At 70.8% G+C, this 12,070-nt stretch carries 10 protein-coding genes; 5 read left to right on the top strand and 5 right to left on the bottom strand.

Annotated elements, in window-relative coordinates:
- Nucleotides 1-12: 12 nt before the first annotated feature.
- From LXM50_RS15180 to rplM, 5 genes are all read right to left on the bottom strand, one after another.
- A complete protein-coding gene (locus LXM50_RS15180; RefSeq protein ID WP_233312321.1) occupies nucleotides 13-1,470 on the bottom strand; it encodes a sugar transferase in 1,458 nt (485 codons plus the stop codon).
- Between the two features lie 224 nt (nucleotides 1,471-1,694).
- The gene (locus LXM50_RS15175; RefSeq protein WP_233312320.1) at nucleotides 1,695-2,141 is read right to left on the bottom strand and encodes a VanZ family protein; all 447 of its coding nucleotides are present in this window, start codon (nucleotides 2,139-2,141) and stop codon (nucleotides 1,695-1,697) included.
- A 95-nt stretch (nucleotides 2,142-2,236) separates the two neighbouring features.
- Nucleotides 2,237-3,592: a phosphoglucosamine mutase gene (gene glmM, locus LXM50_RS15170; protein WP_233312319.1), complete on the bottom strand. Its 1,356-nt coding sequence runs from the start codon at nucleotides 3,590-3,592 to the stop codon at nucleotides 2,237-2,239.
- A gap of 15 nt (nucleotides 3,593-3,607) precedes the next feature.
- Complete coding sequence (rpsI, locus tag LXM50_RS15165; RefSeq protein ID WP_233312318.1) at nucleotides 3,608-4,090, bottom strand: 30S ribosomal protein S9; 483 nt, start codon at nucleotides 4,088-4,090, stop codon at nucleotides 3,608-3,610.
- A 26-nt stretch (nucleotides 4,091-4,116) separates the two neighbouring features.
- Complete coding sequence (gene rplM, locus LXM50_RS15160) at nucleotides 4,117-4,563, bottom strand: 50S ribosomal protein L13 (protein WP_091742431.1); 447 nt, start codon at nucleotides 4,561-4,563, stop codon at nucleotides 4,117-4,119.
- A gap of 357 nt (nucleotides 4,564-4,920) precedes the next feature.
- On the opposite strand from rplM, the gene LXM50_RS15155 reads away from it, so the two are divergent.
- From LXM50_RS15155 to LXM50_RS15135, 5 genes are all read left to right on the top strand, one after another.
- Nucleotides 4,921-6,123, top strand: a complete 1,203-nt coding sequence (locus tag LXM50_RS15155; protein WP_233312317.1) for a glycosyltransferase — start codon at nucleotides 4,921-4,923, stop codon at nucleotides 6,121-6,123.
- Nucleotides 6,124-6,685: 562 nt separating this feature from the next.
- Nucleotides 6,686-8,134 (top strand): O-antigen ligase, encoded by a 1,449-nt coding sequence (locus tag LXM50_RS15150; protein WP_233312316.1) that lies wholly within the window; start codon nucleotides 6,686-6,688, stop codon nucleotides 8,132-8,134.
- Nucleotide 8,135: 1 nt separating this feature from the next.
- A complete protein-coding gene (locus LXM50_RS15145; RefSeq protein ID WP_233312315.1) occupies nucleotides 8,136-9,926 on the top strand; it encodes a polysaccharide biosynthesis tyrosine autokinase in 1,791 nt (596 codons plus the stop codon).
- Nucleotides 9,923-11,170, top strand: a complete 1,248-nt coding sequence (locus LXM50_RS15140) for a glycosyltransferase family 4 protein (RefSeq protein ID WP_233312314.1) — start codon at nucleotides 9,923-9,925, stop codon at nucleotides 11,168-11,170. Before LXM50_RS15145 ends, LXM50_RS15140 begins: the two co-directional genes overlap by 4 nt.
- On the top strand, nucleotides 11,170-12,057 hold the full coding sequence (locus LXM50_RS15135) for a polysaccharide pyruvyl transferase family protein (RefSeq protein ID WP_233312313.1): 888 nt from the start codon (nucleotides 11,170-11,172) through the stop codon (nucleotides 12,055-12,057). Before LXM50_RS15140 ends, LXM50_RS15135 begins: the two co-directional genes overlap by 1 nt.
- Nucleotides 12,058-12,070 lie beyond the last annotated feature (13 nt).

The following is a 12,070-nucleotide window of genomic DNA, read 5'->3' as shown; positions in this document are numbered from 1 at the left end:
GCGCCTCGGCCTTCAGTAGGCGCCGACGCCGGTCGACACCACCCGCAGCGTCCGCCACAGGATGATCAGGTCGCCCGTCAGGGACCAGTTCTCGACGTAGAACAGGTCGAGTCGCACGCTGTCGTCCCAGGAGAGGTCGGAACGGCCGTTCACCTGCCAGAGGCCGGTGAGGCCCGGGCGCACCAGGAAGCGGCGCTGCATGCGGTAGTCGTAGTGCTCGACCTCGCTCGCGAGCGGCGGGCGGGGTCCGACGAGCGACATGTTGCCGCGCAGCACGTTGACCAGCTGCGGAAGCTCATCGAGGCTGTGCCGGCGCAGCAGGCGCCCCACGGGAGTCACTCGGGGATCGTGCCGCATCTTGAAGAGCACGCCATTGCCGTCGGTGTGGTCCAGCAACGTCGGCAGCCGGTCCTCCGCGTCGACGACCATGGTGCGGAACTTCAGCATCTCGAAGCGCCGGCCGTCGACGCCGATGCGCTGCTGCCGGAACAGCGCGCTGCCGCCGTCCTGACGCACGAGCAGCGCGATGATCGCGAACAGCGGGCTCAGCACGATCAGCGCGACGATGGACGCGGCGATGTCGAGCGTGCGCTTGGCCACGTACTTCATGCCCTCGAACGTCGGATAGTCGACCTGGATGAGCGGCAAGCCGGGCGTCGGGTTCGAGTGCAGGCGCGGGCCCGCGACGCCCGTGAGAGCGGGGGCGACCAGCAGCTCGATCTTCGCCTCCTCGAGCTCCCAGCCGAGCTCCTGCAGCGCCTCGGGGCTGATCCGATCGGATCCGCTGTAGACGACGGTGTCGGCGCCCGACGCGCGGATCGCCTCGATCGCGCGGTCGAACCCGCCGATCACGGGCACGTCGGGGAGCAGGTCCTGATCGCTGCCGTTCTCGGTGACGGCCCCCAGCAGCCGCACGCCCAGACCCGGCTCGCGCAGGATCGATGCCCCGACGTGCCGCGACTTCTCGCGTTCCCCGAGCAGCACCGCATGATGCGCGTACCGGCCGGCGGTGCGCTGCCTCAGAAGCCAGCGGCGCCATTGCCACCGGCCCAGGAACAGCAGCCCCAGCCCGATCGGGAACGCGACCAGCACGTAGCCGCGCGCGATCTGCAGCTGGAACCCGAACGCGAGGATCGCCAGCACGCCGAACAGACGCACGCTGGCATCCATGACGCGCTTGTACTCCAGCGTTCCGCCGCCGACGAGCTTCGGATTGCGTGATCCGGTCAGCCGCAACGACAGCAGCCAGGCGAGGGCGAGCCCGATCGAGAACATCGAGTATCCGAGCTCGGTGTCGAGGAGATTCAGTCCGACGACGTGCGAGTCACCGAATCCGAATCTCACGACCTGCGCGATCATCACGGATGCGAACACGACGACCGTGTCCGTGATGGCGAGACGTGTGGCGTACGCGTGACGCCACTGCGCGACGGTATGAGACGTCGCTACAAGATCGACTTTTTCAAACACTCCCCAGAACTCCCCAGAACCGTTCCCACAACGGCGGATGGCACTCGCCATCCTCCCCAGAGCATCGGCTTCCCACGGCCGACGTCGCTCACCGACTCGAGGCTGATCTTTCGGGTCGAACAGCCGTGGAGCCGCCGCCCGCATCCTCCCAAAGGATGCGAACGTGGCTTCATGCTAACCCGGAGTCGGCCCAGAATCCAGACCGCGGAATATCGGAAGCCTGCTCAGTCGCCGTCCGTCCGCGCGAATCTGCGGGATCGGCGCCGGGACGCGTCGACGAGCTCGACGATGAGGAGACCGATGGCGGCGCCGGCGGTGTTCGACAGGATGTCGAGCACGGAATCGCTGCGGGACATCAGGAACAGGCCCTGCACGGTCTCGATGGTGACGGTGGTGACGAAGCCGATGGGAAGCACGAGGTATCGGCGGCGAGGGAGGAACACGGCCAGGAAGATGCCGAACGGCACGAACATCGCGATGTTCGCGATGAACTCGGCGCGGACGAGCGTGAGCCCCGGGACCACCGCTCCGATCCTCTGGATCAGCGGATCGAACACCGAGAGGAACGGATACGGCGAGAACACGATGATGGCGACGACGGCTCCGTAGATGAGAGCCCAGGTGGTCAGCCGATGCCAGAACGGGGCCGCGGTCGGCGGGGAATCGCTCACGCCTTCACCCCCAGGATCCTCAACGCGGCAGAACGTCCATTGTGACAGAACGGCCGCACAGGAATCCTGTGCGGCCGTTCCGGCTGGTGCGGATGTCAGAGCGCGAGTCGCTCGCGCACGACCTCCGCGAGCTGGTGCGCGTACTCGTGGGCGGAGGTCTCGTCGGCGGCCTCCACCATCACGCGCACGAGCTGCTCGGTGCCCGAGGGGCGCAGCAGCACGCGGCCGGTCTCGCCGAGTTCGGCCTCCACCGCCTGCACCGCCTTCTGCACGTGCTCGTCGTCGGTCCTGGTGCGGTCGACGCCCTTGACGTTGACGAGCTTCTGCGGGTACACGGTCATGACCGCGGCGAGCTCGGCCAGCGACTTCTTCTGGCGCGCCATCTCGGCGACCAGGTGCAGGCCGGTGAGCACGCCGTCGCCGGTCGTGGCGAAGTCGCTCATGATGACGTGGCCGGACTGCTCGCCGCCCAGCGAGTAGCCGCCGGCGTTCATGTCCTCGAGCACGTAGCGGTCGCCGACCGCGGTCTGGCGCACGGTGATGCCGTGCTCGCGCATCGCGACGTGCAGGCCCAGGTTGCTCATCACGGTGGCGACGAGGGTGTTCTCGGCCAGGCGCCCGCGGTCCTTCATCGCGACCGCGAGGATCGCCATGATCTGGTCGCCGTCCACGATGTTGCCGTCGGCGTCGACCGCGAGGCAGCGGTCCGCGTCGCCGTCGTGCGCGATGCCGACATCGGCGCCGACGCGGATGACCTCGGCGGCGAGCTTGTCGAGATGCGTGGATCCGACGCCGTCGTTGATGTTGATCCCGTCAGGATCCGCACCGATCACGGTCACCCGGGCGCCTGCGTTGCGGAACGCCTCGGGGGAGGCGCCGGACGCTGCGCCGTGCGCGCAGTCCAGCACGACGTGGAGGCCGTCGAGCCGGTGCGGCAGCGAGGCCAGCAGGTGCATCACATAACGGTCCTCGGCGTCGGAGAAGCGGCGCACGCGGCCGACGTCGGCGCCCGTGGGGCGCAGCTTCTCGCCGGCCATCGCCTCTTCGATGCGCTGCTCGACGAGGTCGGGCAGCTTCACTCCGCCACGGGCGAAGATCTTGATGCCGTTGTCGGGCGCCGGGTTGTGCGACGCCGAGATCATCACGCCGAAGTCGGCGTCGATGTCGGCGATGAGGAACGCCGCGGCCGGGGTCGGCAGCGTGCCCGCGTCGAGCACATCGACCCCGGAGGAGGCGAGACCCGCCTCGACGGCGGCGCTGAGGAAGTGTCCCGAGATCCGCGGGTCACGGGCGACCACGGCGGTGAGACGCTTGCCGGCGGCCTTGCGAGCCTCGGCAATACGGCCCTGGCCCAGGACGACAGCTGTCGCCTGGGCCAGGGTGAGCGCGATATCGGCGGTGAGGGGGCCGTTGGCCAGCCCCCGCACCCCGTCCGTACCGAACAGAGCCATAGAGGACTGTGCGGTTTAGCGCTTCGAGTACTGAGGCGCCTTGCGGGCCTTCTTGAGACCGGCCTTCTTGCGCTCCTTGACGCGAGCGTCGCGCGAGAGGAAGCCGGCCTTCTTCAGGGTCGGGCGGTTGTTCTCGGCGTCGATTTCGTTCAGCGCACGAGCGATGCCCAGGCGCAGGGCGCCGGCCTGGCCCGAGGGGCCACCGCCGGAGATGCGGGCGATCACGTCGTACGAGCCCGCGAGGTTCAGCACCGTGAACGGGTCGTTGATCAGCTGCTGGTGCAGCTTGTTCGGGAAGTAGTCCTCGATGGTGCGGCCGTTCACCGTGATGGTGCCGGCGCCCGGGACGAGGCGCACGCGGGCGATGGCCTGCTTGCGACGGCCCACGGCTGCGCCGGGGACGTTGAGAACGGGGCGCGGAGCGGTCTCGACGGCGGCGGCCTCAGGGGTCTCCGTCGAGAAGTTCTGCGGGAATTCGGTGGTTTCGATGTCAGCCACGAGTATGTCCTTGTTCGTAACGGCGCTTACTGGGCGACCTGGTCGAGGGTGTACGTCTTGGGCTGCTGAGCGGCGTGCGGGTGCTCGGAGCCGGTGTAGACCTTGAGCTTCGCCAGCTGCTGGCGGCCGAGGCTGTTCTTGGGGAGCATGCCACGGATGGCCTTCTCCACAGCACGGACCGGGTTCTTCTCGAGCAGCTCGGAGTAGGCGACGGCCTTGAGCCCGCCCGGGTAGCCCGAGTGGCGGTAGGCGATCTTCTTCTGGAGCTTCTGACCGGTGAGCGCGACCTTGTCGGCGTTCACGATGATGACGAAGTCACCCGAGTCGATGTGGTTGGCGAAGGTGGCCTTGTGCTTGCCGCGCAGGAGCGCGGCGGCGTGCGAGGCGAGGCGACCGAGAACGACGTCGGTGGCGTCGATGACGACCCAGTCACGCTGGACCTGCCCGGCCTTGGGGGTGTAAGTGCGCGTCACAATAGTGCTGCTTTCTTGATCGAACGGAGAGGTTCGTGAATCCCACTCCGGGGTGGTTCCCTCCCTGAGGGGAGAGGAACACGCCAGTGGAGGGCTCACGTTCGCGGGTGCGACCAGCAGTGATCGCACACCAAAGAGAAAGCTTACGGCATGGATCCGGATCCCCCAAAACGACAGGGGTCCAGGGCGCGATGACGCGATGGGCTCCCGCCGCCGTCGCCTCGTGATCGCGTCGTCTGCGGCTTTGCTGAAGACGCTTCCGGACGCCCGTGTTCTGACGTATCGTGCGGGGTGCAGCCCACCCGAGGCTGCGGTGCCTGTGGGAGGCATCTTTCTGTGCCACTTGGGGAGGCACTGATGAGTGACGCTGCACGACCGCTTCGCACGGTCGGAACACCGGGGGTCGACGAGCGGACCGAGGAGCGCGGGCGCGTGGCGCTGTTGCCGCTGCTCGAGCCGGCGGAGACCTGGACGCTCGCCGAAGGCGCGAGCTGGGCGGTGCACCGGAGTCCGGCCCGCTTCGAGCGGGTCTTCCTCGCCGCGAACAGCGGCGACCTCGGCGGGGGAGCGACCATGCTGCTGCGCATGGCCGAGACGATGCGCGAGCTGGGTGTCGACGTCACCGTCGTGGTGCCCGCGCCGTCGCCTCTGCTGGACGAGACGGTGCGCAGGAGGCTGCCGGTGATCGGACTCGCCGCCAGTAACCGCGCCCTGTGGATGTGGGCGCTGCGCCGGTGGGACCGCGAGCGGCCCGACGGTCTGCTCTGGTGCAACGGCCTGGTGCCCTCGCTGGCCACCGTGCGTCGTGCCGGGCGGCTGGTGCACCTGCATCAGGAGCCGACCGGCATCCGCTGGATCCTGTCGCCGCTCGCCCGTCGCGGCGCCGTCACGACCCTCGTGCCGTCGCGAGCCATGCTGGAGGCCGTGCCCGGCGCGCTCGTGCTGCCGAACTGGACGGATCGGATCCGCCGGACGAAGCCGGATCCGGACGCGTCGGGACGGATCCGCATCGGCTTCCTCGGGCAGCTCGGGCTGGACAAGGGCGTGCATGTGCTCGCCGATGCCGTCGGCCTGCTCGAGGACCGCATGCCGGGCCGCTTCCGGCTGGTGCTCGCCGGGGAGCCGGAAGCGGTGCACGAGGAGGACCTCGTCGTGATGGAGGATGCGCTCGGCGCGGTCGCACGACTCACGCATCGCGCAGGCTGGGTCGACGCCGCCGACTTCTTCGACACGATCGACCTTCTCGTGGTGCCGTCGGTGATCGCCGAGTCGTTCGGGCTCGTGGCGGCCGAGGCGATGGCGGCCAGGGTGCCGTTGATCGTGAGCGACGCGGGCGCGCTGCCCGAGGTGGTCGGCGGCGCCGCACAGGTCGTGCCCGCCGGGGATGCCGCCGCGCTCGCCGACCGCATCGCCGACGTGGTGACGGGGGCGATCTCCCCGCACCGGGGGCCACTGTTCGAACGGTGGTTCGCCGAGTTCTCGCCGGTCGCAGGCGAGGCGCGGATGCGGGAGCTGGTGGAGTCGCTGGGTGTGCGACAGGGCGGGCCGCTGCACGACTAGGGGTGCGCAGCGGATGCCATGGGCGGGGCTTGGGGCGCCGGTGCAGTCCGAGCCGCGGTCCATGGAAGCGAGGAGAACCCCAGCTCTTCGCTTCTTCGCAGTGGACTGCACCGGCTAGAACGCCGAGGAGGGGAGTTCCCCGGCTGTGCTCACCTTAGGGCTGCGGGGACGGGAATGCACGGGGGAGTTTCGCGGTGAGGCGGCCTTGCGCCTGCCCTCGCTCAGCGCAACGGGCCGGCGCGGGCGTTTTCGGGCGCGGCGGCCCGCGGACGAAGGCGATGCGGCCGGGCCGGAGGGCACCGGCCGCATCGCGCACCGGGGACGCGGTGCCGGGTGGTCGGGAGCCGCAACGATCCCCCGTCGGTTGCGGACCACCCGATGAGGAGACGAGTGCGGGCCGGGATCATCACGGACGTTCTCGAGGATCCGCAGGATACGACGCGAATCGGATGACGGATGTCGCATTCGGTGGGATGCTCTCCGTGACGGTCGTCGGCGACGTCCTCGCCCGATGGCCCGAAGGGTCCGCGTGGGATAATGGGCGGCTACGGAGGTGCGGGTCATGGGGACAGGCGCGAAGGTCGTATCGCGCCTTCGTGACGCCCTCCCCGGAGCCTGGGCCGCGACCTGGCGCTGGGTGGTCATCGCCGTCGGCGTGGCGATCGCGGCCTACCTGCTGCTGGAGCATGCCACCACCGGTTCCGTGCTCACCGCCGCCGCACTCGCGGCGCTCGTCGTCGGCGCCGTGCTCACCTGGTCGACGCCACTGGCCATCGCGCTGATGGCGACGCCGGTCGCCTTCGTCACGGAGCGGCTCGCGGTCGGCGGGGCGGATCTGACGGTGTCGGATGCGGCGATCGCGGCCGGTTTCGGCGCCGTCGTGCTGCTGGGCAGCCGGAACTTCAGCCCGCCGATGCGCGCGATGCTGTGGCTGAACGCGATCTACCAGTTCAGCACGGTCTTCACCGTGATCGTGAACCCGTTCCCGCAGAACACGGTGGAGTGGTTCCACGCGTGGCTGCTGGTCTCCGGGGCGCTCGTGCTGGGCTGGGGGCTGGGCCGGGCCGGATATGCGCGCCTGTCGGTGATCCTGCTGCTCGGCATGCTGGTGCTGATCGCCGCCGGCACCTACGTCACGGCCGGGATCAACGTCGTGCAGGGGCATCCGATCGATGCCGTCTATCCGGTGTGGCCGTGGCCGATGCACAAGAACGCGGCAGGCGGGGCTCTCGCGCTCGGGGTCTTCCTGGCCTACGCGAGACCGGACTGGCTCGGGCTCGCCCGCCGTTGGACCGTCGCGCTCGTGTTCGTCTTCGGTGCGGCGCTGCTGCTCACGCAGTCGCGGCAGGCCGTCTCCGGACTGCTCGCCGCGCTCTTCATCCTCATCATCCGCCGGGGCGCGGCCGGGCATGCCGTCTTCCTCACCCTGCTCGCCATCCCCGCCGTGCTGCTCATCGTGCAGAGCGTGATCGAGCAGTTCGCGTCGGGCAATCAGTTCAACTCCGCCTACGCACGGCTGGACTGGATCCGCGAGGTGTACGCGCTGTGGAAGCTCTCGCCGATCTTCGGGCACGGCCTGCGCTACTGGTACGTGCATCCGTGGGCGCACTTCCAGCCGCCGCAGGCCGAGCTCGAGGTCGCCGCCTCGGCCGGGGTGGTCGGTCTGCTCGGCTTCGTGATCATGTGGATTGGGTTCGTCGTCGTGCTGTGGCGGATGTCGCCCCGCTACGGCGCCGTCGCCCTCGGCGCGGTCGTGCTGCGCATCACTGCGGCGCAGTTCGACCTGTTCTGGGTCGCCGCCCAGGTCTCGGTCCCGTTCCTGGTCGCGGGGATCTGCCTGGGGGCCCAGGCGCTCGCGGTCTCGAAGGGCGAGGGGCAGTACTGGGCACCGCCGAAGGATGCGCGTCAGAGTCCGGCGGAACGGCGGGCGGCCAAACGACGGGCCCGCGCCAGGGAGCCGATCGGCGCCCGTTTGTATGATCGTGCTTACTCATCCACCCCGAAGGGCTGACATGGACATCCGGGACTATCTGCGGGCGCTGCGGCGTAACTGGATCGCCATCATCCTGATGACCGCGGTCGGCCTCGGTGCGGCCTACGGGTGGGTCAAGATCCAGACCCCGGTGTACGAGGCCTCGGTGAGCGGGCTGGTGAAGAGCAGGACCACGCCGACCGACCCGGAGCAGCAGCTCGCGCAGTCGGGCGACACCTACGGGCGCGCCAAGGTGCCGACCTACCTGGTGATGGCGGGCTGGCGCAACGTCGGTGTGAATGCGGCGGCCGCGCTCAACCTCTCCGACACCCCGGAGGCGCTCGTGAAGCGCATCACGGTGACGAACCCCGAGAGCACGAACATCATCAACATCGCGGCCACGGCATCGTCGCCGAAGGCCGCGCAGCTGCTCGCGGACGCCTGGATGCAGGGACTCATCTCGGTGATCGACGTCACCGACGGCATCGATGGCAAGCCGGACACCTCGCCGGTCATGATCTACGTCGCCCAGACGGCGGCCCTGCCGGAGGCGCCGATCTTCCCGAGCGTGCCCACGGCGCTGCTGGTCGGCGGCCTGCTGGGGCTCGGCGGAGGGATCGCGTTCGCGATGATCCGTGCCATCTCGGACCGCCGGGTGCGCAGCACGGACGACGTGGAGCAGCGCCTGGGGGTGCCGGTCGTCGGCACCATCCCGAAGGTCGACGGGGTGGCCGCCGAACGCCGGATCGTCGCGGAGGGCGAGGCGCCGGCCGATTCGCGCACCGACTTCGCCGTGCGGGAGTCGTTGCGCGCGCTGCGGACCAATCTGCAGTTCATGGACGTGGACCACCCGCCGCGCACGATCGTGGTGACGAGCGCGCTGCCCGGGGAGGGCAAGTCCACGGTCGCGGCGAATCTCGCGATGACCCTGGCGGCGGCCGGCACGAACGTGGTGCTCGTGGACGGCGATCTGCGCCGCCCCACGGTCGCATCGACGCTCGGCCTGGTCGCCGGCGCCGGGCTCACCGATGTGCTCGCCGGCAGGGCGAAGCTCACCGATGTGGCGCAGACCGCGCCCGACATCCCCAACCTGGCGGTGCTGACCGCCGGCACCATCCCGCCGAACCCGAGCGAGGTGCTCGGATCCGAGCGCATGCACCAGCTCGTGAAGGACCTCACGAAGCACGCGACGGTCATCATCGACGCGCCCCCGGTGCTCGCCGTGACCGACGGCGCCGTGCTGACGAATCAGGCCGACGGCGCCCTCATCGTCGTGGCGGCGGGCAAGACCACGTACGAGGTGGTGGACAAGGCGCTCAACACGCTCGAGAAGGCGCGAGGTCGCGTGCTCGGCGTGGTGATGAACCGCGTGCCCGTGACCGGACGGCAGGCAGGCTACGCCTACGACTACCGGGAGAAGATCGAATCCGCACCGAAGCCGGGCGGAGCCAAGTCCGGCGGAGCGAAGTCCGGTGGCGCGAAGGCGGAGGAGGCCGCTCCGGCCGGGCCGAAGCGCACGGGCGCCACGTCCGCGCCGGTCGCCCTGCCGATGCCGATCGTTCCGGCGAACCTGGAGCCGGGGCAGCCCGCGGCGGAGCCGGCGCCGGACGAGACCGAGACGCCGGCGGCGCCAGCCGCGAAACCGCGCCGGGCGGCCTCGTCCGCGCGGTCGGCAGCACGCGCCGCCTCGGCGACCGCGAACCCCGCCGAGGACTCGACGGACCCGGAGGAATCCGCGGATCCGGAGGTCAGCGACTTCGACTCCCTGCTCGGCGACTTCATCGCCGACGACGCCACCGGCGGCCCGCGCCGCCAGCGCGGGCGGTCGTGACCACGCGGCGCGTCGCACTCATCACCTCGTCGTACGCGCCCCACGTCGGCGGCGTCGAGACGCACGTCGCCGAGGTCGCCCGGGCGCTGAGTGCCCGGGGCGTCGAGGTCGAGGTATGGGCCGTCGACCGTGGCGGCCGGGCGGACGCCGAGCAGGCGGACGCCTTCGCGGTGCGCTATCTGCCGACGCCGCTGCCGGCCCGGCACGCGAGCTCGCTCGCACGGTTCGCCCGACGCGCCCCCGGTGCCTGGTCGCTGTGGGCGCGCGCGCATCGGCGATTCCGCCCCGACGCGCTGCACGTGCACTGCTTCGGCCCGAACGGGCTGTACGCCCTCGCTCTGCATCGCCGGTTCGGCACCCCGCTGATCATCACCTCCCACGGCGAGACCACGGGTGACGACGACAACGTGTTCGCCCAGTCGGCGCTGCTGCGGCGGGGGCTGCGCGACGCGCTCACCCGAGCCGCGGCGGTCACCGCGCCCTCGGAGTACGTGCTGCGCGACCTGCGCGCTCGGTTCGGGCTGGCCGGCGGCGTGGTCGTACCGAACGGCGTCACGCTCGACGTGGTGCAGGACGACGGGATCCGCGGCAGGCTCCCGCACGGCCCCTATCTCGCCGCCGTCGGGCGGCTGGGCCGGATGAAGGGATTCGACCTTCTGCTCGAGGCGCTCGCTCGCCTGCGGGTGCGGAGCGATCCGGGCTCCGCGACGGCGGCAGGGTCGACTTCGACGATGCTGGAGCAGCCCGGGCGGTCCGCCGCGACGGAACCCGCGCAGCCCGTTCCGACGCGGGCGGATGCGCGGCTCGTGATCGCAGGCGACGGTCCCGAGCGTGCAGCGCTGCAGGAACAGGTCACGGCGCACGGCCTGGAGGATGTCGTCGACTTCCTCGGCTGGTGCTCGCCCGCGCAGGTCGCGACCGTGCTGGCCGGATCCCGGGCGCTCGTGGTGCCGAGCCGCTCCGAGGCGTTCGGCATCGCGGCGCTCGAGGCCTGGCGGGCATCGACCGCGCTGGTGATGACGAACCGCGGCGGCGCCGGCGGGTTCGTCCGCGACGGGGAGGACGGCATCCTCGTCGATCCGGAGGACGTGGACGCGCTGGCCGCGGCGATCTCGCGCGTGCTGGCGGATCCGGCACTGCGGTCGAAGCTAGCGGCCGCGGGCGCCGACCGAGTGGGCGAGTTCACCTGGGAACGTGTGGCCGAGCGGTACCTGCAGGTCTATACGTCTGCGGAGGGCCCGTGATGACCGGGGCGTGGCGGTACGAGGGCGCGCTGCGGCGACGCCTGCGACAGGCGCGCCGAGCGGTGCAGGCCGCGCCCGCGGTCGGCACCCGGGGCGTGGTCGTCCCGGCGTTCTGGTGGGACGGCCATCCGAACTTCGGCGACGCCCTGACCCCGTTGCTGCTGCCGCGGTACGGCCTCGTGCCGCGGCATCGCGAGCCCGACCGGGCGCGGCTGGTCGGCGTCGGCAGCCTCATCCAGTTCCTTCCCGCCGACTTCGACGGCGCGATCTGGGGCACGGGTGCGATCGACGACGCCGAGCGCCTGCTGCCCGACGCCACGGTCCTCGCGGTGCGCGGTCCGCTCACCGCGGAGCGGATCGGTGCCGGGGCCGTCGCGTACGGGGATCCGGGACTGCTGGTGGCGCGGCACCTCAGGCGGCCCGGATCCGATGGACAGGTCGCGCTCGTCGCGCACGGGCACCATCGCGGCGATGAGGACCTGCTCGCACTGGCCCGACGGGACGGTGTGCGCGCGGTCGACGTGCACCGCGCGGCGCCGCCCGTGGTGCGGGAGATCGCCTCGGCGGGAGCTGTGCTGACCACGTCGCTGCACGGGCTGGTCACGGCGGACGCGTACGGCATCCCGGCGGTCTGGACGACGCGCGAGCCCGCCCTCATCGGGGGCGACTTCAAGTTCCGCGACTACGAGGCCGCGGTCACGCCGGGGCGCAGCCGATTCGTGCAGTTCGACGACGTGCGCACACGCGAGGACGTGGTGCGCCGTGCGAGCCGGGCGGACGCCGGCCGCGTGGCAGCGCTGTGCGACGGGCTGGAGGCGGCGCTGCGGCGCGTTCCCGAAGCGCTCGGCCCGCTGCCGCGGTATCCCTCAGGACTGCTGCGGCGCTGACGCTCGGCTGGGG

It is taken from the genome of Microbacterium sp. Au-Mic1 (assembly GCF_021341785.1).
Lineage (GTDB): Bacteria > Actinomycetota > Actinomycetes > Actinomycetales > Microbacteriaceae > Microbacterium.
The sequence above is the reverse complement of the archived record's forward strand: the minus strand, read 5'-3'. Positions and strand labels throughout refer to the sequence as shown.